The sequence below is a fragment of the Lysinibacillus sp. SGAir0095 genome (assembly GCF_005491425.1).
In the GTDB taxonomy this organism is placed as follows: domain Bacteria; phylum Bacillota; class Bacilli; order Bacillales_A; family Planococcaceae; genus Ureibacillus.
This window is the reverse complement of record NZ_CP028083.1, coordinates 2,727,691-2,752,248: the sequence shown is the minus strand read 5'-3', so window position 1 is coordinate 2,752,248 and position 24,558 is coordinate 2,727,691. Positions and strand designations below refer to the sequence as shown.

Sequence of the window (24,558 nt, the reverse complement as noted above, 5' to 3'; positions counted from 1 at the left end):
GATGGCAAATGAAGTAGCAAATCGTAAAGAACAAAATCAATTAGTTGTAAGCGTAGCAAACCGAGTAAAAGAAATGGTTGATAATAACCAAATAAATATTCCGGATAATTATTCAGTAGTAAATGCAGTGCAAGCAGCTTATTTCAAACTAACCGAAGTGGATTTTGGAAGTAAAACAGCTCTAATCGATAAAGTAACGAAAGAATCGGTAGCCTTTGCATTACAAGACATGGCGATTCAAGCATTATCAGTTGCTAAAAACCAAGGCTATTTCGTGCCATACGGAGACAAATTACAATTCTTACGTTCTTACCATGGTACACAAGCGGTTTTAAAGCGCATGAGTGGCATTAAGGACGTATGGGCCAATGTAATTTGGAAAGGCGAGGAATTTGAAGTTGAATACAACGAAAAAGGTCAACTCGCTTTTCGTTCTCATAAGGTTGATTGGAAAGCTGCTACTGGTAAGAAAGAAGACATCGAGGGAGCTTATTGCATTATCGAAAGAGAGGATGGAGCACAGTTTTTAACAGTAATGACAATGGCCGAAATCTCAACAGCTTGGTCAACTTCAAAGAATCAATCAGTACAAAATAAATATCCTCAAGAAATGGCAAAGCGTACTGTTATCAACCGTGCTTCAAAAACATTCATCAACACATCAGATGATAGTGATTTGTTAATTGAGTCAGTTAATCGTACTACAGAAAATGAATTCGAACCAACAAGAAAAGATATTACTCCAGATCGAGAAGTTACAGAAGAAATAAAGCAACATGCAAATAAAGAAGTCATCGACATCGTTGAGGAATCAAAACAGGTTTATGTAGGAGACGAAATCATTGATTCAAACTCAGGTGAGATTTATAAAGGCGAAAATCAACAACAAACTATCTTTGAATCAACAACTCAAGGACCAGATTTCTAATGGTAGAAATTAAAACTCTCGCAACAGGAAGTAAAGGGAACTGCTATCACATTAGTGATGGTAGTACCCAGTTACTCCTCGAATGTGGAATAGGCTTTAAGGACATTCAGAAAGGCTTAAATTTCGAAACTAGTAAGCTAAAAGGAGTCTTAGTTACACACGAACATAAAGACCACTGTAAAGGCTTAGAATCCGTTATAAAGCGTGGGTTGAATGTTTATATGTCAAAAGGTACTAAAGAGGCTCTAACAATTGAAAATCATCGAATAAAGGCAGTTGAAAGTAAGAAACAGTTCAAAGTAGGAACCTGGACCATACTTCCGTTCGATGTGCAGCATGATGTTTCAGAACCACTTGGATTCCTGTTGCAAAGTGAAACAGGGGCAAAGCTGTTATTCGCAACTGATACGTATTACATCAAATACAAGTTTACTGGATTAACACATTTGATGATTGAGTGTAACTACGATCAACAAACATTAGATAACAATGTGTTAAATGGCTATGTATATCCAGCAATGCGAAAACGAGTTATGAAGTCACATTTCAGTTTAGAGAACTTACTAGACTTCTTTAAATCAAACGACTTAACCAAAGTGCAAGAAATATGGCTGTTGCATTTAAGTGATAGCAATAGCAATGAAGAACGGATACGAAGTGAAGTGGCAAAGTCAACCGGAAAAATGATTTATATACCGTAGCTTTAAGGAGGGTGGGGCAATGGCAGACAACAAGAAATACTATTACATGCGGTTAAAAGAAAACTTTTTCGAGAGTGAAGAATTGGTCATGTTGGAGTCATTACCTGATGGCATTCTGTATTCAAATATATTAATCAAATTGTATTTAAAGAGTTTAAAAAATGAAGGACGACTAATGTTTAAGGACACTATTCCTTACAATGCGCAAATGATCGCTACTATAACTAGACATCAAGTAGGAACTGTCGAAAAAGCCCTTACTATCTTCAAAGACTTGGGATTAATTGAAGTTTTAGATAATGGTGCCATTTATATGAATGACATTCAACTCTTCATCGGGAAAGCTTCAACTGAGGCTGAGCGTAAAAAGAAGGCTCGAATGGCAATTGAAAAGGAGAAAACCTTAATCGGACAAACGTCGGACAAATGTCCAAACGAAAACGGACAAATGTCGGACGAACTTCCACCAGAGACAGAGATAGAGACAGAGATAGAGTTAGAGAAAGAGACAAAGACAGAGAAAGAAGTACTTGTCGGTCTGTCGTCTGGGCAGTCTCCACTCATTGATATGAATTTCTTATTAATTCAAGATACGTTTCGTAAATCCATCCGAGAACCCAAACCTCAAGATTTAATAAAAATGAATGAAGCACTTGAATTCTATGAACCTAAATTAATATTAGAAGCTATTAAAGCAGCAGTAGGAAAGGGTAAAACGTTCTCTTATGTTCTAGGGATTCTTGATAACTGGAGAAACGAGGATGGTATACGTAGCTACAATGATTGGCAGGTGAAAATGAATGCAAAACATCAGCAATCGCCTAGAGGGGATTTTGCAAGAAATGAAAGCACGATCCCACAAGACATCAGAGACAAACTTAATAACTTCTCAAGTCGATGAATCCCAATATATCTGTTCAAAATGCAAAGATGAGGGCGGTTATCTTCATAAGAAACTTAAGGGAGAGACAGTACAAGGTCTACACGGTCCTTACAATTTACAACGTGATACAGAATTTTGGGTAGATTGCAGTTGCTTAGAAATAAAACGTGTTCAACGGATTGTTAAGGCTAGTGCGATTACTGACAAATTTAAGGACCGAGGTTTTAAGAACTTTAGTTTAGAAGGTAAACCAAATGTTATTGCTGAGATGAGACAAATCGCAATCGATTACTATAGAGCATTTGAATCTATAAAGGATTCAGAGCAAAACAGCATTATGTTTAGTGGACAACCTGGCTGTGGGAAAACTCATCTTTTAATGGCCATATCTAATGGTTTGATGCGAGAGAAGATAGTTCCAGTCGCATATTTCCCTTACCAAGATGGAATGCGAGAAATAGCTGCTAATAAGTTTGAGAAAAAGGATGAAATCGTTAATAAGATGTGCCAGGTAGAAGTGCTTTTTATAGATGATCTGTTTAAGCCTATAGGAGAAAAAGTATCGGTACACAAGTGGCAAGGTGACATCATTGCAGAAGTCACTAATTACCGTTATTTAAATGCTAAGCCAATGTTAATCAGCACAGAAATATCTCCTTTAGGTCTTATGGAATTATTCGATGAAGCAGCAGCTTCTCGAATGATTGAAATGGCGAGTGATTACACAAAAACAATTAGTAAAGATATGCGATTGAATCACCGTTTACGAAAAGTGTTAGGGGAGTAAAGGAAATGAAAACTCCTAATATCGAAATAAAGGAGCGAATGAATAGTGGGGCATTACAATCAAAAAACGACACTTGCCAGCCTTAATCTGAAGATGGTATTTGCGAAAAAGAAATTACGTGAATATGAGTACGAAAACAATGAATTAAGCAAACAAAACCAATTACTTCAAGCCTCTATCGAAATGTTCCAGATAGAAAAACAAAAAAATCTTGAAGAAACAGAAAAGCATCTTCAACTTATGGATGAACTAAGACTCGCACTACAAGCTTCAATTCGAGAAAAGAAACAGATGCATGAAGCACTTGAGTTTTATGCAGATGGCAAAGTTTACTTCCCTCAGGATGATGATATTTGTAGTCTAATAACCATGGATTATGGATCAAAAGCACGGCACGCTCTTAGTTTGGTAAGTGAATTATGAACGAAGAAGAATTCATCATTAACCAACTAACGCTCAATGCATTCAACTATCACAAATTTGGTGGAGAACAGTTCAAACAATCATTTGAAAAATTGATGTACAAGCTACAACAACTTAAGAAGTTTTGCACCATAGAAGAAGCTTGCAATTATTTTATTGCGAAGGGTGAAAAGGATGTCGAGCCTACAAGATAATTTCAAAAGAGAATTTGTCATTAGTCAATTATTTAAGCTAGGAGTCAATGATGTCGACGGGAGATCGCTACACCTACTTGATTACAAAACACTTCACAAAACATTAGCGATTAAACTTGCAGCAAATCAATAAGGGAGTGATGTTGCATGAAGTTAGTAAAAGCGAATGTATCAGGTATAGAAAAAATAGAATCAAGTTTTGTAATCACGTTTCATGAGAAAGCATTGGTGATGGCAAATGAATACGACCATAAGTTTAGCAATGAGGAGGTTGTAAGAATCTCCTGCTCCTTAGATGGAACACGGATAGAACTGTCTTCTCATGAAAAGCATTGGAAAATGTTAAATCATGCAGGGATTTTTATTAGAAACTTTTGGTTTGAATCGAGAAAACTTCTAGAAAATGAAACATTTAAATTACTGATGAAAGTTGAAATCGAAGACTACTTAGGCATGCAACAAAATCTAATTACAGAACTTGAAAACTTTAACATTCGAAATTTGATAGATCAAGCTCTTGATAAAAGAGACTTTGAGTCTGCTAGAAAGTTGGTGGCTCTATGCAAATGACAAAGAATGGGATTCCACTTGATATCCCTGGACAACGAAAGAAGACTACTAAGGTACAGGTGGTTCAAAAGCCAAGAAACGATTACAACAAATATAATACGTTCGCTACTATGAGTGGATTTGAAAATCGCTGCTATGTAACAGCAATCGTTCCAACCATGCATCCTGAGTTTAAGGTGTTGAAAAAGCAAGGATATAGAGTGCTTGAAGTTTGGGATAAGAGAAAAGGGAAGGAGGAAGTAGGGTGAGAGAAATTAAGTTCAATTTTTATGACACTCTTAAGAAAAAATATATTCGATGGGAAGAATCAAATGCTGGAATGTCAATGTCAGCCTTCATTACCCACGAACACTTGGTGTTTTTACAATACACAGGCTTAAAAGACAAAAACGGTCGTGAGATTTATGAGGGTGATATCGTGGAGGTATCAGAGCATCCATTTGATAGGAATGAAAGGGAACCATGTTGGAATGGAAAATATATTGTTCGCTATTACCCAGAATCAATGGAATTGGTTTTTTCAAAATACACAGACGAAAATGAGGGTGGATATCTAGCGTTTCGTATGCGTCATTATGCAGAAGTAATCGGCAACATTTTTGAGAATTTGGAACTATTGGAGGAAACAACATGATCAACAGAGTCGTACTTGTAGGAAGACTTACAAAAGATCCAGAACTACGCTACACACCATCTGGAGTACCAATGACAAGATTTACAGTTGCTGTTAATCGAACATTTAAACAAGAAGGACAACCAGAAGCTGACTTCATAGGTTGCTTAGCCTGGAGAAAACAGGCTGAGAATCTAGCAAACTTTATGAAGAAAGGTAGTTTGATAGGTGTAGAAGGTCGTATTCAAACTGGGAGCTTTGAAGGTCAGGATGGGAAAAGGGTATATACAACTGATGTGGTTGCTGATGCAATTCAATTCTTAGAACCACGCTCTAACAATTCAGATGGTTCAAATTCGGCTCCAAACTATCAACCTAATACAAATTATCAATCACAACCAAATACGCAAAATATGGGGCAACATGGTGGTTATAATCAACAAAATAACGGTCAAAGTGCACAGTATAGCCAGCAAAATTACACGAGAGTTGATGAGGATCCGTTTGCATCGAATAAAGGACCAATACAAGTAACAGAAGATGACTTGCCATTTTAGAGAGGGGATATACTAGTGAATTTACAAAAATTATTTGAAGCACAAGCAATATTGGACGAACACATTTTGAACGAGCATCCAGAAATAGGGCAGAATGAATCGAACCTTGATTGGAAATTGTTAGCTTTACAAGTTGAGCTGGGGGAGTGCGCTAACGAATGGCGTGGGTTTAAGAAGTGGAGTAAGGAACAGGAGCCAAGGACGATGTTATTCACTTGGGTTGACGGGCTTGGCAAGTGTGTGGAATCAAAATACGACCCAAGATTGCTGATAGAAAATGGGCAATTTAATGCCTTTCGGGTTAAAAATCCGTTACTTGAAGAATACGTTGACTGCTTGCATTTTATCTTGAGTATCGGGATTGAACTTGATTTAGAAGTAGAATTTGATTGGGACGAACTCGCATCAGATGAAAAAGATATAGCAAAACAATTTTTAACAGTGCATGTAGCAATTGCTGATTTAAGTGATTACCCATGGATAGCTGGTTCTTACTGGAGAGAATTGTTTGAGGAATTTTATTTATTAGGTAAATTACTTGGTTTCACTTGGGAACAAATCGAACAAGCCTATTATGATAAAAACAAAATCAATCACGAACGACAGGAGAGTGGTTACTAATGAAACCTACAGCTATTAATAACTTTGATTCAATTAACGAAATTTATGATCAGTTTAATACAGTTACAAACAAAATTCGCTTAGAAGACCAGGAGTACGAATATCAAAAAATGACGGTAAAAGGCGATGTAAAGAAACATATTTACCGATGTGATCAAGAGCAGCATAACTTAGTTATCTCAACCCTCGGCAATGTTGTTGTAAATGTAGAGGGGATTTATAGCATTGGGAAAGTGGCAGTGTAATGAAAATACCGTGGCATAAACGAATCTATGCTTTGTATAAAGGTGATCAATTCATTACAGAAGGAACGATTCGTGAGATTCATAGGGAAACCGGTAAGTCAGTTGATTTCTTGAAATGGATGACTTACCCCATTTATGAAAAACGTTGTGGTAATGGTCCAAATCGGTTGCGAATGATTTCATTGGATGAGTGAGGGATGAGTGCTGATGAAAAATATAAAACTCGAACGTTTCTATCAAAAAGGTTATGAGGATGGTAAAAAATTTGAAAACCGGAAAATCAGAAAACTAGGCCATGCTGATGTTCTAGAACATCTTCAAGCAGTCAAAGGAATTGGTCCTAAAATTTATCGTAGAATTTTAGAACACTTAAAAGCTCAAGAGGAATTCGAAGTAATCAAATTTTCGATATCAGTAAGGAAAAATGTGTATCAAAAATATTTTCATCCTGGAACGGAAATTATCTGGAATCAAAAGAAGCATGTAATTACTCGTATTGATCGGATTAATTTTAAAGAACACGAGATTCAGATTAATGGGTTATGCGTATTGAGTAGTTGAACGATATTGCGTAGTAATTGAGGTGAGTAATTTGAAATCAAAAAGGCATAGGGCTATCAAGAAAGCTAAGTGGAGAGAAGAAGTTTCTGACAATCGTAAGTATTGGACTTGGAGACTTTCTTAGTGAACAATTCGACGAAAACATGAAGTAAGAGAGTAAGAAAGGGTGAGTGTGAGTGAAAGAAGTGAAAATGTATGATTGTGAAGGTACAGAGTTGAAAAAAGGTGACTTTGTGCAGCTAGTAGAGGGTAAAGCACCTTACATTAACCGTTCAATGAAGAAAGGATTTGTACTTAAAGTTAGTTATTGTGAAGATAGGTCTTTCACAAAAGATAATCCCTATATTGTTATCTTCTTAGAAAGTAAAACAGGTGGTCGACTTTACCAAAGTGGTGTAACAAGTAAAGAGATTCGCAAAGTGAACTACGACCTAAAGAAGAGGAAAATAGTTAGTTAACAGTTTGAAGAAAAGTGAAAGGAGTAACCATGGGGAAACGTTGGTCTGAAGAAGAACTCGAATTTATCGAAAAACATTGGGGTAATAAATCGATAAGTGATATCTCAAAGCATTTAAACCGAACTTATGGTGCAGTACTTACTAAATCGGAACGTATGAATTTAGGCGGTGCAACTATTGCAACAGGTGCTTTTACTGCAAATCAATTAGCTGTTGCAACTGGAGTGGACCACAGAACAGTAAGACGTTGGTTAAAAAGAGGATTACCTTACAAGAAAATAATATTAACTAAAAAAGAAATGTATTTTATTAAAGCTGAAAACTTTTGGAAATGGGCGAAAGATCGTCAACACATAGATTTTCGAAAAATTCAAAGAGGCGTGTTGATTCCAGAACCAAATTGGTTATCAGATAAAATTAATCAACAAGTTATTAACACAACTCATAGGCACAACAAACCGTGGTCACAAGTAGAAGATGCTACGTTAAATCATTTGTTAGTTAAAGGAAAAACATACAAACAAATTGGCTCTACAATGGGACGTACAGGAAAATCAATCGAAAGACGCATTCGATTTTTATATTATAAAGCACGAAAAGGGGCTTAATATCATGAACAAACTCTATCAACTTGAACACCTAGTAAATAATGGAGGTAGTCAGGAAGAAATTGATGAATTACGTGCAGAACTTGGTATTACGATTACTAAGAAAAAAGATGAGAAGAAACCCGAATCAGAAAAGAAGATGGTTTTAACTGTAGAAGCCTACCGTGAATTAAAAGCGAAAGGTAAAAGCGATTCATTAATCATGAGTGAATACAACATGCATTCACCCAAATTTTATGAGTGGAAGAAAAAACATGGTTTGATAAATGCTCGAAAGTCAGAAAAAGTAACTGAAGTTAAATCTGTAATCAAAACGGAGACTCTTCCCATTGTTGTTGCAGCAGATCAAGAAAAGCAATTAGTAGTTTTAGAGGAAGTACCTGAAAGACCTGGTTCTGCACATTATCATACAGGTAATATTGACGTGTGGATGTTTGCAGACGAAAACTTCAGTTGGGAAGAAGTATTGGGCTTTCACAGGATTGATGCCATTAAATATCTAGCTCGCTACGGTAAAAAAGAAGGTTACAATCTTCGAGATTTGGAAAAGGCACAAGCTGAAATTAATAAGTTAATAGAAATGCACAATAAACGTCCAGATAGATAGCGGAATTAAATAAATAAAATGGGTACCCTTACACATAATTATCTTACTACTATCTTATGTGTAAGGGGATTGGAGGGTACCGTGAGACATTCAAACTTCAAAAACCGGTCTTATGCAAATCGAGGGATGTACTTAGAAAGAATTTTAGAGATGGCTAATACTAAATATCGAAACGCAGGGATCGCAGATATTCAAAAGTTACCTACTCCAGTAAAAATCATGAAAGTGACAGGTTCTAAGGTGGAAGGAGTACGTACTAAGGGTCACCTGGTTGATTACTTAGGGATTTATAAAGGAGTTTCATTGATCTTTGATGCAAAAGAAACAAAGGATACAAGATTTCCTCTACAAAATATAGAGAATCATCAATACAACTTGCTTAAATCTTGGTCAGAAAAGGGTGCAGTTGCTTTCCTAATTGTCTATTTCGCTAAATACGACAAATACTTCTATCTTCCTTTTGCCAGTCTTAAATGGGCTTTTGAACGTGCTGAAAAAGGTGGAAGAAAGTCTATAGCATATGAAGAATTTGAGAGCTGTGGCCAAGAGATTAAATCGAAGGACGGTTATACATTGCACTATCTGGAGGCGATTTAAATGGGGGCCATCGATAAGCCAAAACGTATTTTAGCTTGTAATCGACAAAAGTTGTTGTGGGAGCTGCATTGTAAGGAGATTTGTGAAGACAGAAATGGAAAGTCTAATGAACCTTGTGAGGGTTGTGCTATCTATGAACAACTATTGAAAATAGGTGAGGTTTTTAATGCGACAGTTCGGGAGAGGAATGAAGAAGAAGTAAGTTAGTTTTCTTACAAGTGACTGATAGGGAAATCCCTACCAGACCTTGATTGCGAAAACTAAGATTGCTACTGCAATGAATACTTTTCCTACTGACGATGATAGAAAAGCTTCTAACAAATCTCTAGCAAAGTTAAAGGCTAATCCTACAATTACACCGAGAATGATTAGAGGAGATACTACTAGCAATGCCTTAATCAATTCTGGAAAGAAAAATTCAGTTAAATTCATATTTCACCTACTCTCTTTTTCTACAAATTATAACAGAAAATGGTAGAATAGGCGCGAAAAAAGCTGTAGCTATGGCGCAGCATTTTTAGAATATATTCGCAATCGATTATACCATCGGAGGGAAATAGAATGGGAAAAGAACAATCGATTAATAAACACACATTAGATCAATGGATAAAAGATTATCGATGGATGATAAATACAGTTGAAGAAATTCGAAATGAACTGCCTATAAAGGGTGCAAAGACTGCTCAGTACGGAATTGAAGCAACAATGCCAAAAGCCAGTGGCGGTACAAGCGATGTTGTATTCTCCGAGATGACAAGACGTTCAAATCATATGAGAAAAATTAATGATTATATTATTAAAATAGCAGAAGTACAGCGACGCGCGAAAAAAATTACGGACTCAAAGGAAACTGAAGTGCTGTTTTGGATTTTAGAAGGGAAATCGTTGCGTTGGATTGGTTCAACATTAAACATGAGTCATACCAGTGTTCAACGTGTTAGAGATCGTATACTTGATAAAATGTTATAACAATATAAAATAGATAAAGACTATTTATGATAAACATAAATAGTCTTTAAATTCACCTAAAAATTTAGTCCTTTATCTTTACATTCTCTACCTAAATTCACTAAATCTAGATAGTGATATCTAATAGAGGACTTTATGGGATACGACGAATAAACATAATCAATAAATTCATTCCAATTTAGTTGTTGGGTATCTTCTATAACTTCATCTAAAACAACTTTGTAATGATTATCTATTCTTATTGGAGGCGAATCAAATACATGATGTGACTTTTTTAGAGCTACAACATCTTTAGGGTTTCCGAAAGCATTATAATCATGTTTTATAGTAAGGTGTCTATCTTCAGCCACAGCATTAAATACATCGGAAACATATGGACCGTAATGATCAAAAAACCATTTAATATCTGTAAGTTGGTGGCCGTGTTTAAGGGCAGAATACCAATCAGCTAGATAAACCATTTTTGTAATCCTGGTCTTAGATAGTTCATTTTCATATGGATAATTTTTAACAAAGTACCTAACAATATGTTTTATTTTAACCATTTTAACGCTCATCCTTTCCGATGGGTAAGTTATTCTTGATTGTATCAACCAATGATTTTCCGAACGGCCCATCAAGAAAACCTGCAAATTCATCCATATCAACACTAAACGTTCGGCTGCAGGATTCGATGACAATTACAGCAATAGGTTCTTCACCGTTAAAAGAGAGTCTTTTACAATAAAAACTTCTGCTTTTCATTTTTATTTTATTCACTACAGCTTTTTCAATTGTGCATTTTTTTGCAATTTCATCATAATATCTATCGGGGTTTTTATCGAAATCAGGTAAGTTAGTCACTTTAACTTCTTCATTTACCCAACATTCACCAATAAAACCTTCATTTATAGGATATTTTCCTCGGCCACCTTTTTTAAAAATAGGATTATCCGAGTATCTACCAACTTGAATGAAGAATTCATTTTCATCTACCCTGTAAGTAGTTACCCTATCTTTATTCCCTAATCCGAAATGTTTAAAAAATGTTTTGGTCATATTATCAGGTATGGATTCTAGATTCGATTTTAACATACCGTTTGCATTTTCCAATGAAGATATATCACTTCTTAACTTTTGTTTACTTTCAAAATGATAATTAGTTTGAATCCAACCAGCTAGAAACAACAATAAACCAACTACCCAGTGATACGTAAATTTGATTATTATATCTTTTGTATACTCAATAGTGTAAAGCAATGGGATTAACAAAACTATTAAACTTCCCCAAGTTTCTTTCCAATTTTTTAAAATATTTGCATGGATTTTTAGAAATTTCATATAGTTCCCCTAAATTAAGTATTGTTTTTCCATATTATACAATATTTTAAGGGATTTTGGCTAAAATTGTTACAATTAAGCTTGTTTGTGCCAATAGTTACATAAGGTACAAAGTTAGAAGATGATGGTTTTTTCCTTTATACTGTGAGGAAGGACGGAGCGGTAAATAATTCGGTCTTACCAAAATTTTCTTCAACAAAAGGAGAAAGAAAGACGACCGACGACTCGCGCCGAAAGTCGTACATCGAAGAAGCGACAACACGATCGTCCCAGTACTTGTGGGAGGGGTGATTTTTATGTAATTAGTTATATAAAGATATTTAATTATTAATAAATAAAACAAAAATAAAAATAAAAATTAAATAATAGATAATGTATTTGCAGATAATTTATTTCACAATTTTAAATAAAAACGAAAGGCGGTTGCTACGTAGCTGTTTTTACCACAATAAGTTGAGTTGTAATACGAGGAAAGCAGTCATTTGAGGAGATGGCTGCTTTTTATTTATCAAAATTATGTTACATACAAATCCTTCCATAAGATTTATTATTGTTGTATGGAGGGAGGCGAGTTTATGAACTTAAAACAACTTGAAGATAGTAATCACCACAGTGTTGGTTATGGAGCTGGAAGTGGACAAGTTATTAACGAAGTATATGAATGTCCATGTGGAAATGGAAAAGTATATTACGAAAAAGATGATATACCTGGATTTAAAAGTACAGATATTTCTTGCGATTGCAAAGAGTGTAACGAGAAATATACTTTTGGTCGAGGGACTGCTAAAGAAAAATAATTTTTTAAGTCACATTCAATCGAGTGTGGCTTTTTATTATGCTTTGAAAACTAAATCAAACTGCCATTGTAAAAGTGTGTGTGAAGCAACTTAGTTGTAAGACTTCAAAAGGCACAGTTTAGAGAGTTTAATCAAAGGATGGTGAAACTTATGAATTATATATTGCAGTGTGAAAAATGTAAAAGACCAGCTCAACTAGAAAAACAAAGTACTAGTTGGAAAGAAGGCAAAAGGATAATTAAAAAGGTTTATGAAAAGCAATGCCCCTGTGGTGGCAAGATTAAGCCTATGATTGACTGATTTATTTTGAGCAGTGAGCATTATCGAGTGTCTTCCCCTACGCTTATATGATAGTGCTTGCTGCTGAGGATATCAAAATTGTATTAGTGACATGTAACTCCGTATGCCTTATGGTTAGTGTGGAGGGATATATTTGAAGAATATAATATATTTATACGGTTCTATACTTTTGGTACCTGTTATTATTAACTACGGATTATTGACTTGGTCAGCTCCGGGTGTTTCAACTGATGCAAACCCATGGTTAGGCTTCTTAGGTAGCTTTTTAGGTTTTATTGGAGCTATATCAATTGCATTATTGAATAATAGCAACCAAAAGAAGAGAGACTTTGAGCAAGAAAAAAAGAACAATAGATCCTTTATTCTTCTTCATGATTTTCATGGACCATTAGGATTGAAAACAATTAAAACTCATGAGAATAGTAGATTAATAAGAACTGAAGGTTACGAAAGTTTATTAGGAAAGGTATCCAAGGTAGATTTTGATTCAACATCAACTTCGTATATAAAGATTTCTCAATTTGGGAATTCAGATGTTATATTGAATTGTAATATTTGTATTAGTTCAATGGATGATGATTCTAATAAGTTTCCGGATATAGTTGTTAATACAGGAATCATAGAAAAACAAATTGAACTCTTTATACCAGTTGTTCCAAGTGAAATTGAAAAAGGGCAAGTAATTAATTTAACTAAAATAGTTATAGAATATTCGACATTGATGAATGAAAGAATGAAATACATTATGGATTTTGATAGGTTAAAAGAATTCCATTTTGTCATCAATGAAAAAAATGAAGATGTTACCTTATTTGAATTTGATATTACAGGTTCAAAGTGGTCATATCCAAATAAATCGAAAAATGATGATTAAAGCACCCTAAAAGTGGGTGCTTTATTATTTTATTAAGCAAATAGCATAATGAGGTGATTTAAACAGGAAATGAATTATGGAGGTGGTGTTATGAGAGATGGCTAGAGCTAGAAATCCTAATCGAGATAAAGCGTATGAGATATATAAAGAGCATGAGGGTAAGATTACGAATCGTGCTCTTGCTGAAATGCTTGGTGTTCCAGAGAAAACTATTGGTTCTTGGAAATCCAAAGCTAAGGATAATTGGGACGCTAAATTAAATGGAGTACTCCAATCGGATGAACGGAGTACTCCGAAACAAAAGAAGAGTACTACTAAGAAAAAAGAAGTCGTTGAATCGGTAGAAGTCATTGAGTCAGAGAATGACGATTTTACCGATAAGCAACGGCTTTTTATTAGTTTTTACGTGAAGTACTGGAATGCTACTAAGGCTTACAAGAAAGCTTATGGATGTGATTATGCTACCGCTAATGCTAACGGACCTCGACTGCTAGTGAATGCTAGTATTCGTGAAGAGATTACCCGTGTACGAGATGGTTTATCAGAGAATGCACTCCTAGACAAAAGAACCCTCATCCAAAAGTGGATAGACATCGCTTTTGCTGACATAACTGACTACCTTCAATTTGGTAAGACAGAGGAAGTCAGCTACAACGAAAAAGGGGAACCTGAGTTGGATATGAACGGCAACATTAAAACCTGGACACGCAGCTTTGTGAATCTCAATGAGTCTGAAGAGGTTGACGGTACTTTGATAACCGAGGTTAAACAAGGCAAAGATGGCATAACCGTTAAGTTGGCCGACAAGATGAAGGCTCTAGAATACTTATCGAAACACATGGATCTACTTAATGATAGTGAACTAAAGCAGTTACGTAATGAGCAAGCTAAGTTAAATATCCAAAAGACTGAAGCTGAAATTAAAAAGCTTTCTGAAGATAAAGATTCGGGTCCGATTGAAATCAAAATTGTCTCGAAAAAGAAAGAGTAGTTTTATGCAAGAAATCTTGGGAAATATCCCAAAGTGATTATCCAAAATACTGTTAAATCAACGATGTATAAGATTCTGCATGTGATAACTTTATTGCAAAATTAAAATCCTAGATTTATCAACGTTTTAGGAGCATATCTAGTAGACATAATTTTTTATTATCGGAAGCTAGATTGAATATTAAATACGTAATCATGCATGAAAGGAGAGGTTAAAGTTGGTTACGATGAAAGAGAAAGAAGTCAATCCACATTTCGAAGACTTTCTTTTTGATTGGTCGTACAAAACTTACTTCTTAGTTGGTGGGTACGGCTCATCGAAGTCTTATCATGCTGCGTTGAAAATATTCTTGAAGCTATTAAGCGAAAAGCGTACTGCGTTGGTTGTTCGTGAAGTTTACGACACTCATCGTGATAGTACGTTTTCTTTATTTTCGGAGATAGTTGAAGATTTAGCGCTTTCCGGTTTGGTGAAGATAAACTCTTCTCCCATGCAAATTAAGTTTCCCAATGGATCTAAAATAATCTTTCGTGGGATGGACAAGCCTGAAAAGCTGAAATCCATCAATAACATTTCAATTGTTTGGTTGGAAGAGTGTAGTGAAATTAAATACGCAGGTTATAAAGAATTACTTGGTCGTTTACGTCATCCAACATTAAGTCTCCATATGATATTAACTACCAATCCGGTTTCAAAAGAAAATTGGGCCTACACCCATTTCTTCAGAGACGATATAGAAGAACGTTTTATCTTAGATGATGAGGAACTTTATCAGAAAAGGACCATCGTCATCGATAATACTTATTATCACCATTCATTGGCAGACGACAATTTGTTCTTGCCACAATCGTATATAGATCAACTTGATGAAATGAAGAGCTATGACCCAGACCTTTATAGAATTGCACGTAAAGGTCAATTTGGTGTGAATGGTAAACTCGTACTTCCTCAACTTGAGGAGTGGAATCACGAGATGGTAATGAATGATATTAACAACATGAGGAAGCCGTTATTTAAGAACGGGATGGACTTTGGTTTTGTTGATTCATTTAATGCTGTGTCTAGGATGTGTGTTGATACGGAAAAAGAGTGGTTGTATGTATGGGATGAGTATTACACAAGAGGTATTGATGACCCTCAAATCGCCAAGGATCTAGAAAAAAGAGGCTTAAAGAAGGTTATTATCAAAGGTGATAATGCTGAAGCTAAAACTATTTTCTATCTGCAACAAAAAGGTTTTCGTATTGTCCCTTGTTACAAATTAACTCGAGTAGAAAATACGAAGAAGATTAAACGATTTAAAAAAATTATTATCTCCAAGAATTGCCCTAATCATATTCGAGAACTGAAAAGTTTAACACTTAAAATAGATCCGAAAACTGGAAAGGTCATCCCTGGAGAATTTAACATTGACCCTCATACATTCTCAGCTATTTGGTATGGGCTAGATGACTATGAAGTAACTAACATGAAAGGCTATAACGCAAAAAGGTAGGTGAAACAAATGGCTGAAAAACTTTCAATCCTTAAGCGAATGGACGCTTTTAAAGCGTATATCCCTTTTATCCTTAAAAATGGGATAAATGAAGAAATTCTGCAGCAAATTATTAGCGAACATAGAGGTATTCAACAAGATATTCGCAAACACCAGGAGAGGTACGAAGCTTCAGAAGAGGGTGTCCCGATTCTAAAGCGCCCTGTGAAGTCCCTCAATCTTGAAAGTGAACGCATTCGTAGAATTGATGAGCTCATTAATAACAAACTCAATAACACTTTCGACAGTGAGGTTGTAGATACGAAAATAGGTTACTTTCTTGGTAATCCGATTAATTACGTTGTTGACAAAGAGAATGAGAAATTTCAATCGTTAGCAGCTACAATTGAAGATTTTCGAACGCGTGAAAATATACCGGATAAAGATACTACGTTGGGTACCAGAACAAGTATAGCTGGCTACGGCGCTCGATTAGTTTATTGGTCCGTAGAAAATAACAAGCCGATTCTCAAAGTGGCTAACATAGATCCTGCTGAATGTATCTTCTTATACGAAGAAAGTATGAGTGCTCCTACTTTTGGGATTCAGTATTATCCATCTGTAGAGATTTTAGCAGATGGTACAAAAAGCCAAGTTACTGTCGTTGAGTTTCACGATCAGTCAGAGACTTATTTCTTTAGGAATGATACAAATGGCTTTGAGTTATATGATATCCAACCTCATAATTTAGATTCTTGCCCATTGTTTGGAGTGGAGAACAACGAATCACTAAACGGAGAAGCAATTAAAGTACTAAACCTAGTTGATGCATATGATCGCACTATGTCAGATGCCAATAGTGAAATTGAAGCAACGAGACTTGCTATATTAATTCTTAGAAACATAGGTATGGATGATGATGACGTAAAGCAAATGAATAAATTAGGTCTTCTCGAAATGTTTGGCCAAGATGTTGAAGCAAAGTATTTAACTAAAGATGTTAATGACACGATGATTGAGAACCACTTGAATCGGTTAGAGAAGAACATTCACAAGTTTGCTAAGTCAGTAGATTTCAGTGATGAAGCTTTTGGCGGTAATATCTCAGGTATTGCGATTAAGTTTAAAACCATGGCCCTAGAGCACAAAGCAATTATCGCTGAGCACAAATTCAGGAGTGCTTTGCAGTATCAGTTTAAATTATTATGTGCTGGATGGGCAAAATTAGGCATTTGTTCACCAGATGATTATTTAAATATTTGGTTTGGCTTTAAACGTAACCTTCCTTCAAATATCAAAGAAGAAGCAGAAGCAACATCCTTACTAAAAGGTTTAGTGTCTGAACGTACACGGTTATCTCTACTTAGTTTCGTTGATGATGTTGAAGCTGAAATTGAAGCATTGAAGGAAGACCAAGTGGAGTTTGGAAATAAGTTAGATCCTTTAGAACCAATTGATGGTCCGGATAGCGAACTTGACGATGATGTGATTGACGATGAATGAGTTAGATATCAAAGCGAAAATCGATAAATTACTTAAGAAAGCAGAGTCATCATTAGAAAAAGTATTTGCTAAGATGCTGAGTGAAACACTTTCTGAAATGAATCGATTGTTTATGAAATACACCAAGAACGGCAAAGAACCTTCATGGACCGATGTTAATAAGTACAATCGATTACATGCTATTTTGGAACGAGTCTCACAAACGATGACAGGGAACTATCGAGAAGTCGTTAAGCAACTTAAAACATTGCAACAAGACGCTTATATTCAGACATACTTACAAACAGCTTATTTAATCGAAGTATTTGAGAGTAAGAGAATGGGCTTTCGTCTACCTAGCCAGGAAGCAATTAAAGCAGCTCTAGAAAATCCAATTGAGTTTTTACGCTTACCGAAAACTATGAAACAACATAGAGATGCAATCGTTCAACAAATACAACAGATTATTACTCAATCTTTAATTCGTGGTGAAGGTTATTTCAAGATGGCCAAGCAGATTGAAGAAAGAGTGGGCTTCTTCCAGAAGAAAGCAAGAGCAGTAGCGCGTACAGAAACAGGTCGAGCGATGGCAATTGCTGATGAACAAGTTTTAGAGCAAGCTAGTAAGTATGTAGAGGTTGAAAAGGTTTGGTGCAGTGCTTTAGATTTCCGAGTACGGCAATCTCACAGAACTTTAGATGGGCAAAAAGCTGATAAAGATGGTTTTTTTCACTACAAATCTTTAAAAGCAAAAATGCCCCATGGATGGAATCGTGCTGATATGGATATCAATTGTCGCTGTGTAACCTTAAAACTCGTAAACGGGATGCTTCCTACTGTTCGTCGCGGTCGAAATTACAAGGATAAAGATTATCAGGAGAGAATGGAGAAGAAGATCCACCAATACATGAAAAAAGGTATTAAACGTAACGGGAAAATGGAAAAATTGACATATGCTGAAGCTTTCAAAGAAGCTAATAGGCGCATCCAACCACCTACTGTTACAACTCCATACATCACGTATGAAGAATGGTACAAGAATGCGACAAGTTAGTCACTCATTAGAGTGGCTTTTTATTTTGTCTTGTGGAGGGGACTTTATGAGTTATAAAGTTGTAACTGCAAATGGGGAAAGAGTGTTTGAAATGAAGTTTTTTCAAGTGAAAGACGTTTATGTAAATGAAGGTATTTATTATATCTACGATACATCTAATATTTTACTCTTCTCAGCACCAACCGATTCAGTTGTTTATATAGGTCTAACGTAGTCGTAGAAGTACGGCTTTTTATTTTGCCAAGAAAGGGTGGTACCTATGAAAGATTTAATCTATTCAATCACATTAGCTGTTATTTTCTATGTATCAGGTCTAATAAGTGCCCTAAAGTACTTTACAAATAATAAGAGGGGCGAACCTCCCTAAGGAAGTAATAGAGCAATCATTTAGAGCACCATTTTTACCATCTCCAAAGGGAATCAGGAACGATTCTCGATGGTTCACTAGAACATTTGAAAGACCTAGAAAAAGAAAGTAGTAACTTAAGTCGAATCCAACAGACTATAAAAGCTAATAGGAATAAATTATGCGTTTCAAGGGTCTGTCTTAGGCGTTTGGAGGGCAAGGAGGACAACAAAAATGATTATCGATTTAGAACAAGTAAAAACATTAGCTGAATCTGGTGACAAGTCGGCTTTAGAACAATACATTTTCAAAGCATTGGAAAAAGGTGACGTTGAGTCGGCAGTGAAAGTTAATGCAGCAGTAAACAGTGAGTTAGATTCGTTAAAGGATACACATCACACAAAGGCGTTGGAAACATGGAAGACAAACCACTTACAGGGCTTAATTGATGATGCAGTGTCAAAAGCGAATCCACAAGAAACACCAGAACAAAAACGTATTCGTGAACTCGAAGAGAAGATTCTCAACAGTGAAAAGGCTACTAAACTAGCTGAACTGAAAGCGAAAGCGTTAGAGCATGCTACTAGTAAAGGATTACCTAACAAATTTGCAACTAAGTACATTGAACGTTTCCTGGGCGATGATGAAACAGTTACAGCTTCAACACTTGATGAGCTGAAAACAGATCTTGATGAAGTAATTCAAGCACAGGTTCAAGAAACGTTAAAAGGTAATGCACGTGGTGTAGGTGGCGGAACTGGAAGTAACAACTCAGATTCATATGGTAAAAAACTAGCTCAAACAGCAAACGATACAACTACTGCTGCTGAAGCACAATCACATTATTTTAAATAATAGGAGGCAAACATAATGGGTAAATTTGTCGTTACAGATTACAACAATACAAAAGAAATCCTTAAATATCCCGATCATCATGTATCTACAACAGTAACAGTTGATGCTACAGGTGTCACAGCTAATGGAGAAGGTAAGAAAATTGTACCTGCAGGAACAATTGTAGGCGGTGGTTTTTTAGCTGACCGTTCTGTAAAAGCTAAAGCTTCTTCAGAAACAGTAGCAGCTGAAGGTGTATTACGTTACGACGTTGATGTAACACATGGTCCAGCAGTAGCTGCAGTAGTTTTACACGGTTTTGTTGATTTAACTAAGCTCCCAGCACAACCAACAGCTGCACAGATAACAGCTTTAAAACAAATTACATTCTTAAAATAAAAATTGATTAGGAGATGAAGCGTTATGCCAAACATTTATGATTTAGTAACAGCTCAAAATATTTCTGATTTCGTTGTTACATCGAACCAAAACAAAACACCTTATCTTGGTGCTGCATTGTTCCCATCTGATAAACAGCTTGGATTAAACCTATCTTACTTAAAAGGTCGTGGCGGTTTACCAGTAGCGTTAAAACCATCTGCATTTGATGCACAAGCGCCTGTTCGTGATCGTATTGGTGTATCTAAAGTAGAAACAGAAATGCCTTTCTTCCGTGAGCGTATGACTGTAAAGGAACAAGAGCGTCAACAAATTAATACGTTCTTAGCAGGCGGACAAACTCAAATGGCTGACCAAGTAGTGAAGTTTGTATTTGATGACGTGAAAACACTAGTAGATGGTGCGGATGTTACTGCTGAACGTATGCGTATGCAATTACTTTCAACAGGTAAGATTCAAATCGCTGCAGAAGGTGCACAACATGAGTATGATTACCAACTTAATGATGATCAATTTGAAGAGTTAACAGGAACTGATGCATGGACCGATGCAGCTTCTACTCCGGTACAAGATATTCTTGCTTGGAAAAAAGAAGTTCGTGTTCGTACAGGTGTAGAGCCTACTCGTGCAATCTTAACAAGCGCAACATTTGCTTTAATCGCGCAAAATGAAACAATTCGTAAAGATCTAAACCCTTTAGGGGCTCAAAATATCATCTTAACTGATGAAGATGTAGCAAACTATTTATCTCGTAAAACTAAAATCCAATTTGCTATTTATGATGACATGTTCATCGATGAAGCTGGAGCTTCAAAATCATTCTTCCCAGATGGAGTGGTTACATTATTGCCACCAGGTACATTGGGTAAAACAATGTACGGTACAACTCCAGAAGAATCAGATTTAATGACAGGTGCAGCTCAAGCGGATGTATCAATTGTTAATAGAGGAGTAGCGGTAACTACTCATAAAATTGTACATCCGGTAAATGTTGAAACGATTGTTTCTGAAATCGTTTTACCTTCATTTGAGCAAGCAGGCAAAATCTTTATTGCTAAAGTAGCAACAATCTAAATGTGTAAGGTGGCTGAAAACAGTCACCTTTTTATTTTGAAATGAGAGAGGGGATTATACAATGCCATTTAACGTAGTGTTAGCAAAGAATGCAAAAGTAAACGGTAAACGTTACAAATCTGGTCAAACGGCTGAGAATGTATCAGATGAACTTTTTGAAGAGTTAGAAGAGCGAGGTCTTGTTACTTCCCATGAAGCGGTAGAAAATAACGATGACAAACTGCCAGATTATAAGAAAATCACTGCTGATCAAATTAAAGAACAACTTGCAAAATTAGAAATTGACTTTGAAGGTGTTGCAGATAAGAAAGATCTATACGCATTGTTAGAAGAGGCACTTAAAAAAGAAGGTGAATAAAATGCCTTGGACTCCAACTGCTGAAGAAGTTGAGCAATTTAAAACTCTAAACCAAGATAAGAGTGCAAATGAAGATTATTACAAAGTAATGCTTCCGATTCTACTTGAAACAGTTAATGATGAATACAATCAATGTTTTGAGCCTAGTAATCTACCAGGTGCGGTTAAATTATTCTTAGCAAAAGCTACTCAATTTTATTCCATGAACTCCGGTCTAAAGTCACGGTCTATGGGTTCGGTTTCATACGACTTTGATTTTGCTAATCTACCATCCTCCATTACTAGTTTGCTAACTAGATATCGGAAGGTGAAAGTGCATGTACTTTAGTCCTTTTGAAGAGTTTCCTCACAAACTAGAGTTGCTGAAACAACAATCAACCCCTGATGGATCTGGTGGAAGCAAAAAGGAATGGGTAGCAACTTCAATATTTAACGGTTTCATGGACACACCATCAACAAAGGAGCGTTTGTATGCCATGCAGATGAGTGTTACTTACGATAGGTTCCTCTACTACCCTTATGGTCAAGAAATCGCTTCTACAGTTCGTGTGCGCTTCGAGAACGTTGACTACGTGGTTGCAGGAGAAGGTGAGGACCAAGGAGGGCAGCATGAGGTCATGCGAATCCCTCTTAAGAAGGTGACTTGATGGGAATTAATCGATTTGGTGACAGACGAACTCAAAGGGCCATGCGTAAATGGGAAGAGAAAATAACTGAAAAAGTTAAACGAATTATATTTGAATCAGCGTATATTCTCCAAACAGAGGCACGTTCAAGAGCTCCAGAAGACAGCGGATACTTAAGACAAAGCATTGAGGTTGAAATCCTTAATGATGGGCTTAGTGCTAGGGTAATTGTTAGTGCTGATTATGCTATTTATATCGAATATGGTACCGGGATTTATGCTGTGAATGGAAACGGCCGTCAAGATGGTTGGACATATTTCTCAGATAAGTTTGGTGAATTTGTATTTACTGAGGGGATGAAACCTCAACCTTTCTGGTTTGATGCAATAGCAGTGGCTCAACAATATTTCAAAAGAGAAATGCAAAAGTTAGGTATTTAAGAAGGTGATTGAATGGCCTACCCATTTAAACCATTGCAAACAGCTCTTTATCAGAGGTTATCCAATGATTCAGAGCTTAAGAAGATTATTACAGGGATTTATGATCACGTAGAAGTAGATATCCCTTTCCCGTATATCATTATTGGTGAACCCAGAATACCTACACAGGAAATTGTGAAGTTTAACAACATTTATAACTGTACAGTTACTTTGCACACCTGGTTTAACCAGCAAACAGCTAATAGATATGGGAATACAGCAACATACGAAATATTAGATGCCGTCCACGAAGCGTTGAAAATACGTTTAGATGTGGTCGGCTATAAAAATGTTAACGCCTATATGGATTCACCTAAGGTTTTAGATGATATAGACAACATACTAAAGCATGGGATACTCAATTATCACATTACATTACAGGAAATTTAGGAGGATGATTTTATGAAACAAGGTCGTCAATCAATTTTACTAGTGCAACTAACTAGTGCACCGGTTGGAGCAGATGCTCTAGTGCCAGCTCTACAAACTGATGATTCATACTCAATTGAGAACTCAATCTCAGATGTAGAAACAAAATTTGGTCGTATGTTAGCTTACGGAACAAACAGTGAAACTTTCGACATCACAATGCGAGGACAAAAAGGAGATGCTGGTCAAAAAGCAATCCTTGACGCAATCAAAAATAAAGTACAGTTAAAAATTTGGGAAGTTGACACTGAACCAAATGCTGAAAGCACTTATGATTCGCTATTTGCTTATGCTATTGTTGAATCATTTGAGCGATCTAACCCAGCTGATGACTCACAAGAGGTATCTGCGACAATTCAAGTAATTGGTGAATCTCAAGAAGGTACATTTACAACATTACCTGAAGAGTTAATCAATTTCGCTAAATACGGATTCGAATTACCTGGTCAAACAACTGGTGAATTCGGAAGTGAAGATAATCCAACAGGTTATGTTCCAACTGAAACACCTTAAGCTAAAGCTATAACACTGATTTTAGAGAGTAGTATTTTGCTACTCTCTTTTCTTATACAAAAAATTAATTTGAAATGGAGAGAACACATATGGCAATTTTAGAAATCAACGGACAAGAATATGAAGCGAAGGGATCTTTTGCGTTTGCGCGGAAAGCAGATGATTTGTTAGGTACTATCGCTGAAAAATCTAAAACGGGTAAACAAGAAGGTGGACTTAACAATCTTCTAGGAGAACTTATTGACGGAGCAAAGGACTTGGATGCCTTAATGCATTTTTGGCAGTGTGCACTAGCTCATGAAAAGAAAATTAAATTAACCGATATCGAGTCGGCACTTGAGAAACGCATTGAAGAAGAGGGCACTTTGGAGCTGATTAAAGAAGCTTATGCTGTGATTGACGAAAGCGGTTTTTTCAAACGAGCTGTCGAGAAATTCTGGAGCAACGTAGATATTATGAGCAAAATCGAATCAGACGACGAGAAGGAAAATCAACAGTACCAGCTGGCAATCGAAATGATGACAAAAGCCAAAGCGGAATTAACTTCGACGAAATAGAGATTAACTGTGCAAGACTACTAGGTGTCTATGATAGTAACCTTATTTATTCGTGGACACCAAAAGAATACAGCAATCGCATCAAAGGGGCTCAATTAGCAAAAGTCGACCATACAGCTTTACAAGTTGATATGGCTCTTTTAAATGCTGCAGCTCAAAGGGCTAAAAGGATGCCTAAAGCTAAGAAAGTATATGATGCTGAGAAAATCAGAAAGCAAATACTATCTGGCCAAAAAAATACGTCAAAAGATTTCACGCTGTTTAATAAAGCGAAAGAAGCAATCAACAAGTTCAATTTTGCTGAAGCTTATCGTCCGAAAGAAAAATAA

General features: G+C 36.1%; 40 protein-coding genes and 1 pseudogene. 38 read left to right on the top strand and 3 right to left on the bottom strand.

The window, feature by feature from the left end; all coding sequences use genetic code 11:
- Position 1: 1 nt before the first annotated feature.
- From C1N55_RS13620 to C1N55_RS13530, 19 genes and pseudogenes are all read left to right on the top strand, one after another.
- On the top strand, positions 2–928 hold the full coding sequence (locus C1N55_RS13620) for a RecT family recombinase (protein WP_137729343.1): 927 nt from the start codon (positions 2–4) through the stop codon (positions 926–928).
- Positions 928–1,629, top strand: a complete 702-nt coding sequence (locus C1N55_RS13615) for an MBL fold metallo-hydrolase (protein ID WP_137729342.1) — start codon at positions 928–930, stop codon at positions 1,627–1,629. The genes C1N55_RS13620 and C1N55_RS13615 overlap by 1 nt, the downstream gene beginning before the upstream one ends.
- 19 nt (positions 1,630–1,648) lie before the next feature.
- A pseudogene (locus tag C1N55_RS13610) lies at positions 1,649–2,407 on the top strand (phage replisome organizer N-terminal domain-containing protein); the annotation flags it as partial.
- Positions 2,408–2,471: 64 nt separating this feature from the next.
- A complete protein-coding gene (locus C1N55_RS13605; protein WP_168193866.1) occupies positions 2,472–3,299 on the top strand; it encodes a DnaA ATPase domain-containing protein in 828 nt (275 codons plus the stop codon).
- Between the two features lie 45 nt (positions 3,300–3,344).
- A complete protein-coding gene (locus tag C1N55_RS13600; protein ID WP_137729339.1) occupies positions 3,345–3,722 on the top strand; it encodes a hypothetical protein in 378 nt (125 codons plus the stop codon).
- Positions 3,719–3,916, top strand: coding sequence for a hypothetical protein (locus tag C1N55_RS13595; protein ID WP_137729338.1), 198 nt, complete (start codon positions 3,719–3,721; stop codon positions 3,914–3,916). Before C1N55_RS13600 ends, C1N55_RS13595 begins: the two co-directional genes overlap by 4 nt.
- A gap of 147 nt (positions 3,917–4,063) precedes the next feature.
- Positions 4,064–4,486: a hypothetical protein gene (locus tag C1N55_RS13590; RefSeq protein WP_137729337.1), complete on the top strand. Its 423-nt coding sequence runs from the start codon at positions 4,064–4,066 to the stop codon at positions 4,484–4,486.
- Positions 4,483–4,734, top strand: coding sequence for a hypothetical protein (locus C1N55_RS13585; RefSeq protein WP_137729336.1), 252 nt, complete (start codon positions 4,483–4,485; stop codon positions 4,732–4,734). The genes C1N55_RS13590 and C1N55_RS13585 overlap by 4 nt, the downstream gene beginning before the upstream one ends.
- Positions 4,731–5,120, top strand: coding sequence for a YopX family protein (locus C1N55_RS13580; RefSeq protein ID WP_137729335.1), 390 nt, complete (start codon positions 4,731–4,733; stop codon positions 5,118–5,120). The genes C1N55_RS13585 and C1N55_RS13580 overlap by 4 nt, the downstream gene beginning before the upstream one ends.
- On the top strand, positions 5,117–5,656 hold the full coding sequence (ssb, locus tag C1N55_RS13575) for a single-stranded DNA-binding protein (protein ID WP_137729334.1): 540 nt from the start codon (positions 5,117–5,119) through the stop codon (positions 5,654–5,656). Before C1N55_RS13580 ends, ssb begins: the two co-directional genes overlap by 4 nt.
- A gap of 15 nt (positions 5,657–5,671) precedes the next feature.
- Complete coding sequence (locus C1N55_RS13570; protein ID WP_137729333.1) at positions 5,672–6,277, top strand: dUTP diphosphatase; 606 nt, start codon at positions 5,672–5,674, stop codon at positions 6,275–6,277.
- Positions 6,277–6,522, top strand: coding sequence for a hypothetical protein (locus tag C1N55_RS13565; protein ID WP_137729332.1), 246 nt, complete (start codon positions 6,277–6,279; stop codon positions 6,520–6,522). The genes C1N55_RS13570 and C1N55_RS13565 overlap by 1 nt, the downstream gene beginning before the upstream one ends.
- Positions 6,522–6,716: a hypothetical protein gene (locus C1N55_RS13560; RefSeq protein WP_137729331.1), complete on the top strand. Its 195-nt coding sequence runs from the start codon at positions 6,522–6,524 to the stop codon at positions 6,714–6,716. Before C1N55_RS13565 ends, C1N55_RS13560 begins: the two co-directional genes overlap by 1 nt.
- 13 nt (positions 6,717–6,729) lie before the next feature.
- Complete coding sequence (locus C1N55_RS13555) at positions 6,730–7,083, top strand: ComEA family DNA-binding protein (RefSeq protein ID WP_137729330.1); 354 nt, start codon at positions 6,730–6,732, stop codon at positions 7,081–7,083.
- Between the two features lie 176 nt (positions 7,084–7,259).
- The gene (locus tag C1N55_RS13550; RefSeq protein ID WP_137729329.1) at positions 7,260–7,541 is read left to right on the top strand and encodes a hypothetical protein; all 282 of its coding nucleotides are present in this window, start codon (positions 7,260–7,262) and stop codon (positions 7,539–7,541) included.
- A 29-nt stretch (positions 7,542–7,570) separates the two neighbouring features.
- Positions 7,571–8,149, top strand: a complete 579-nt coding sequence (locus tag C1N55_RS13545) for a hypothetical protein (RefSeq protein WP_137729328.1) — start codon at positions 7,571–7,573, stop codon at positions 8,147–8,149.
- A gap of 4 nt (positions 8,150–8,153) precedes the next feature.
- The gene (locus tag C1N55_RS13540; RefSeq protein WP_137729327.1) at positions 8,154–8,756 is read left to right on the top strand and encodes a DUF3310 domain-containing protein; all 603 of its coding nucleotides are present in this window, start codon (positions 8,154–8,156) and stop codon (positions 8,754–8,756) included.
- Between the two features lie 81 nt (positions 8,757–8,837).
- A complete protein-coding gene (locus C1N55_RS13535) occupies positions 8,838–9,353 on the top strand; it encodes a Holliday junction resolvase RecU (protein ID WP_168193865.1) in 516 nt (171 codons plus the stop codon).
- The gene (locus C1N55_RS13530; protein WP_137729325.1) at positions 9,354–9,560 is read left to right on the top strand and encodes a hypothetical protein; all 207 of its coding nucleotides are present in this window, start codon (positions 9,354–9,356) and stop codon (positions 9,558–9,560) included. It abuts the gene before it with no gap.
- A gap of 30 nt (positions 9,561–9,590) precedes the next feature.
- Here the strand turns inward: C1N55_RS13530 and C1N55_RS13525 are convergent, their stop codons facing one another.
- A complete protein-coding gene (locus tag C1N55_RS13525; protein ID WP_137729324.1) occupies positions 9,591–9,785 on the bottom strand; it encodes a hypothetical protein in 195 nt (64 codons plus the stop codon).
- A gap of 129 nt (positions 9,786–9,914) precedes the next feature.
- Between C1N55_RS13525 and C1N55_RS13520 the strand changes: the two genes are divergently transcribed.
- Positions 9,915–10,322, top strand: a complete 408-nt coding sequence (locus C1N55_RS13520) for a helix-turn-helix transcriptional regulator (protein ID WP_137729323.1) — start codon at positions 9,915–9,917, stop codon at positions 10,320–10,322.
- A gap of 56 nt (positions 10,323–10,378) precedes the next feature.
- Here C1N55_RS13520 and C1N55_RS13515 read toward each other — a convergent pair whose 3' ends face one another.
- Positions 10,379–10,867 (bottom strand): Panacea domain-containing protein, encoded by a 489-nt coding sequence (locus C1N55_RS13515; RefSeq protein WP_168193864.1) that lies wholly within the window; start codon positions 10,865–10,867, stop codon positions 10,379–10,381.
- 1 nt (position 10,868) lies between these two features.
- Positions 10,869–11,642 carry a hypothetical protein gene (locus tag C1N55_RS13510; protein WP_137729321.1) on the bottom strand — a complete coding sequence of 258 codons (774 nt, stop codon included), beginning with the start codon at positions 11,640–11,642 and terminating at the stop codon, positions 10,869–10,871.
- 575 nt (positions 11,643–12,217) lie between these two features.
- Here C1N55_RS13510 and C1N55_RS13505 point away from each other — a divergent pair.
- From C1N55_RS13505 to C1N55_RS13425, 18 genes are all read left to right on the top strand, one after another.
- A complete protein-coding gene (locus tag C1N55_RS13505; RefSeq protein ID WP_137729320.1) occupies positions 12,218–12,439 on the top strand; it encodes a hypothetical protein in 222 nt (73 codons plus the stop codon).
- A 433-nt stretch (positions 12,440–12,872) separates the two neighbouring features.
- Positions 12,873–13,613, top strand: coding sequence for a hypothetical protein (locus C1N55_RS13500; RefSeq protein WP_137729319.1), 741 nt, complete (start codon positions 12,873–12,875; stop codon positions 13,611–13,613).
- A 97-nt stretch (positions 13,614–13,710) separates the two neighbouring features.
- The gene (locus C1N55_RS13495) at positions 13,711–14,604 is read left to right on the top strand and encodes a terminase small subunit (RefSeq protein WP_137729318.1); all 894 of its coding nucleotides are present in this window, start codon (positions 13,711–13,713) and stop codon (positions 14,602–14,604) included.
- A 226-nt stretch (positions 14,605–14,830) separates the two neighbouring features.
- Positions 14,831–16,099, top strand: a complete 1,269-nt coding sequence (locus tag C1N55_RS13490) for a PBSX family phage terminase large subunit (protein WP_137729317.1) — start codon at positions 14,831–14,833, stop codon at positions 16,097–16,099.
- Between the two features lie 9 nt (positions 16,100–16,108).
- Positions 16,109–17,581, top strand: a complete 1,473-nt coding sequence (locus C1N55_RS13485) for a phage portal protein (RefSeq protein WP_240758298.1) — start codon at positions 16,109–16,111, stop codon at positions 17,579–17,581.
- Complete coding sequence (locus C1N55_RS13480) at positions 17,574–18,614, top strand: phage minor head protein (RefSeq protein WP_137729316.1); 1,041 nt, start codon at positions 17,574–17,576, stop codon at positions 18,612–18,614. Before C1N55_RS13485 ends, C1N55_RS13480 begins: the two co-directional genes overlap by 8 nt.
- 46 nt (positions 18,615–18,660) lie before the next feature.
- Positions 18,661–18,828 carry a hypothetical protein gene (locus tag C1N55_RS20575; RefSeq protein ID WP_168193863.1) on the top strand — a complete coding sequence of 56 codons (168 nt, stop codon included), beginning with the start codon at positions 18,661–18,663 and terminating at the stop codon, positions 18,826–18,828.
- Positions 18,829–19,194: 366 nt separating this feature from the next.
- The gene (locus C1N55_RS13475; RefSeq protein WP_137729315.1) at positions 19,195–19,815 is read left to right on the top strand and encodes a DUF4355 domain-containing protein; all 621 of its coding nucleotides are present in this window, start codon (positions 19,195–19,197) and stop codon (positions 19,813–19,815) included.
- A gap of 15 nt (positions 19,816–19,830) precedes the next feature.
- Positions 19,831–20,193: a hypothetical protein gene (locus C1N55_RS13470; protein ID WP_137729314.1), complete on the top strand. Its 363-nt coding sequence runs from the start codon at positions 19,831–19,833 to the stop codon at positions 20,191–20,193.
- 24 nt (positions 20,194–20,217) lie between these two features.
- Entirely contained in the window at positions 20,218–21,267 is a 1,050-nt protein-coding gene (locus C1N55_RS13465; RefSeq protein ID WP_137729313.1) for a major capsid protein, read from the top strand.
- A gap of 61 nt (positions 21,268–21,328) precedes the next feature.
- Positions 21,329–21,625 (top strand): 3-hydroxyacyl-CoA dehydrogenase family protein, encoded by a 297-nt coding sequence (locus C1N55_RS13460; protein WP_137729312.1) that lies wholly within the window; start codon positions 21,329–21,331, stop codon positions 21,623–21,625.
- A gap of 1 nt (position 21,626) precedes the next feature.
- Positions 21,627–21,953 carry a head-tail connector protein gene (locus tag C1N55_RS13455; RefSeq protein ID WP_137729311.1) on the top strand — a complete coding sequence of 109 codons (327 nt, stop codon included), beginning with the start codon at positions 21,627–21,629 and terminating at the stop codon, positions 21,951–21,953.
- Positions 21,943–22,272 carry a phage head closure protein gene (locus C1N55_RS13450; RefSeq protein ID WP_137729310.1) on the top strand — a complete coding sequence of 110 codons (330 nt, stop codon included), beginning with the start codon at positions 21,943–21,945 and terminating at the stop codon, positions 22,270–22,272. Before C1N55_RS13455 ends, C1N55_RS13450 begins: the two co-directional genes overlap by 11 nt.
- On the top strand, positions 22,272–22,691 hold the full coding sequence (locus C1N55_RS13445) for an HK97-gp10 family putative phage morphogenesis protein (protein ID WP_137729309.1): 420 nt from the start codon (positions 22,272–22,274) through the stop codon (positions 22,689–22,691). The genes C1N55_RS13450 and C1N55_RS13445 overlap by 1 nt, the downstream gene beginning before the upstream one ends.
- A 12-nt stretch (positions 22,692–22,703) precedes the next feature.
- Entirely contained in the window at positions 22,704–23,120 is a 417-nt protein-coding gene (locus C1N55_RS13440) for a DUF3168 domain-containing protein (protein ID WP_137729308.1), read from the top strand.
- A 12-nt stretch (positions 23,121–23,132) separates the two neighbouring features.
- Positions 23,133–23,672: a phage major tail protein, TP901-1 family gene (locus C1N55_RS13435; RefSeq protein ID WP_137729307.1), complete on the top strand. Its 540-nt coding sequence runs from the start codon at positions 23,133–23,135 to the stop codon at positions 23,670–23,672.
- 89 nt (positions 23,673–23,761) lie between these two features.
- Complete coding sequence (locus C1N55_RS13430; RefSeq protein WP_168193862.1) at positions 23,762–24,229, top strand: tail assembly chaperone; 468 nt, start codon at positions 23,762–23,764, stop codon at positions 24,227–24,229.
- 170 nt (positions 24,230–24,399) lie between these two features.
- Complete coding sequence (locus tag C1N55_RS13425) at positions 24,400–24,558, top strand: hypothetical protein (protein WP_168193861.1); 159 nt, start codon at positions 24,400–24,402, stop codon at positions 24,556–24,558.

Coding starts and splice junctions, on each gene's coding strand:
- C1N55_RS13620 (WP_137729343.1), top strand. CDS start 2: ATGGCAAATGAAGTAGCAAATCGTAAAGAACAAAATCAATTAGTTGTA.
- C1N55_RS13615 (WP_137729342.1), top strand. CDS start 928: ATGGTAGAAATTAAAACTCTCGCAACAGGAAGTAAAGGGAACTGCTAT.
- C1N55_RS13605 (WP_168193866.1), top strand. CDS start 2,472: ATGAAAGCACGATCCCACAAGACATCAGAGACAAACTTAATAACTTCT.
- C1N55_RS13595 (WP_137729338.1), top strand. CDS start 3,719: ATGAACGAAGAAGAATTCATCATTAACCAACTAACGCTCAATGCATTC.
- C1N55_RS13590 (WP_137729337.1), top strand. CDS start 4,064: ATGAAGTTAGTAAAAGCGAATGTATCAGGTATAGAAAAAATAGAATCA.
- C1N55_RS13585 (WP_137729336.1), top strand. CDS start 4,483: ATGACAAAGAATGGGATTCCACTTGATATCCCTGGACAACGAAAGAAG.
- ssb (WP_137729334.1), top strand. CDS start 5,117: ATGATCAACAGAGTCGTACTTGTAGGAAGACTTACAAAAGATCCAGAA.
- C1N55_RS13565 (WP_137729332.1), top strand. CDS start 6,277: ATGAAACCTACAGCTATTAATAACTTTGATTCAATTAACGAAATTTAT.
- C1N55_RS13560 (WP_137729331.1), top strand. CDS start 6,522: ATGAAAATACCGTGGCATAAACGAATCTATGCTTTGTATAAAGGTGAT.
- C1N55_RS13555 (WP_137729330.1), top strand. CDS start 6,730: ATGAAAAATATAAAACTCGAACGTTTCTATCAAAAAGGTTATGAGGAT.
- C1N55_RS13545 (WP_137729328.1), top strand. CDS start 7,571: ATGGGGAAACGTTGGTCTGAAGAAGAACTCGAATTTATCGAAAAACAT.
- C1N55_RS13540 (WP_137729327.1), top strand. CDS start 8,154: ATGAACAAACTCTATCAACTTGAACACCTAGTAAATAATGGAGGTAGT.
- C1N55_RS13530 (WP_137729325.1), top strand. CDS start 9,354: ATGGGGGCCATCGATAAGCCAAAACGTATTTTAGCTTGTAATCGACAA.
- C1N55_RS13525 (WP_137729324.1), bottom strand. CDS start 9,785: ATGAATTTAACTGAATTTTTCTTTCCAGAATTGATTAAGGCATTGCTA.
- C1N55_RS13520 (WP_137729323.1), top strand. CDS start 9,915: ATGGGAAAAGAACAATCGATTAATAAACACACATTAGATCAATGGATA.
- C1N55_RS13515 (WP_168193864.1), bottom strand. CDS start 10,867: ATGGTTAAAATAAAACATATTGTTAGGTACTTTGTTAAAAATTATCCA.
- C1N55_RS13510 (WP_137729321.1), bottom strand. CDS start 11,642: ATGAAATTTCTAAAAATCCATGCAAATATTTTAAAAAATTGGAAAGAA.
- C1N55_RS13505 (WP_137729320.1), top strand. CDS start 12,218: ATGAACTTAAAACAACTTGAAGATAGTAATCACCACAGTGTTGGTTAT.
- C1N55_RS13495 (WP_137729318.1), top strand. CDS start 13,711: ATGGCTAGAGCTAGAAATCCTAATCGAGATAAAGCGTATGAGATATAT.
- C1N55_RS13490 (WP_137729317.1), top strand. CDS start 14,831: ATGAAAGAGAAAGAAGTCAATCCACATTTCGAAGACTTTCTTTTTGAT.
- C1N55_RS13485 (WP_240758298.1), top strand. CDS start 16,109: ATGGCTGAAAAACTTTCAATCCTTAAGCGAATGGACGCTTTTAAAGCG.
- C1N55_RS13480 (WP_137729316.1), top strand. CDS start 17,574: ATGAATGAGTTAGATATCAAAGCGAAAATCGATAAATTACTTAAGAAA.
- C1N55_RS20575 (WP_168193863.1), top strand. CDS start 18,661: ATGAGTTATAAAGTTGTAACTGCAAATGGGGAAAGAGTGTTTGAAATG.
- C1N55_RS13475 (WP_137729315.1), top strand. CDS start 19,195: ATGATTATCGATTTAGAACAAGTAAAAACATTAGCTGAATCTGGTGAC.
- C1N55_RS13470 (WP_137729314.1), top strand. CDS start 19,831: ATGGGTAAATTTGTCGTTACAGATTACAACAATACAAAAGAAATCCTT.
- C1N55_RS13465 (WP_137729313.1), top strand. CDS start 20,218: ATGCCAAACATTTATGATTTAGTAACAGCTCAAAATATTTCTGATTTC.
- C1N55_RS13460 (WP_137729312.1), top strand. CDS start 21,329: ATGCCATTTAACGTAGTGTTAGCAAAGAATGCAAAAGTAAACGGTAAA.
- C1N55_RS13455 (WP_137729311.1), top strand. CDS start 21,627: ATGCCTTGGACTCCAACTGCTGAAGAAGTTGAGCAATTTAAAACTCTA.
- C1N55_RS13450 (WP_137729310.1), top strand. CDS start 21,943: ATGTACTTTAGTCCTTTTGAAGAGTTTCCTCACAAACTAGAGTTGCTG.
- C1N55_RS13445 (WP_137729309.1), top strand. CDS start 22,272: ATGGGAATTAATCGATTTGGTGACAGACGAACTCAAAGGGCCATGCGT.
- C1N55_RS13440 (WP_137729308.1), top strand. CDS start 22,704: ATGGCCTACCCATTTAAACCATTGCAAACAGCTCTTTATCAGAGGTTA.
- C1N55_RS13435 (WP_137729307.1), top strand. CDS start 23,133: ATGAAACAAGGTCGTCAATCAATTTTACTAGTGCAACTAACTAGTGCA.
- C1N55_RS13430 (WP_168193862.1), top strand. CDS start 23,762: ATGGCAATTTTAGAAATCAACGGACAAGAATATGAAGCGAAGGGATCT.
- C1N55_RS13425 (WP_168193861.1), top strand. CDS start 24,400: ATGCCTAAAGCTAAGAAAGTATATGATGCTGAGAAAATCAGAAAGCAA.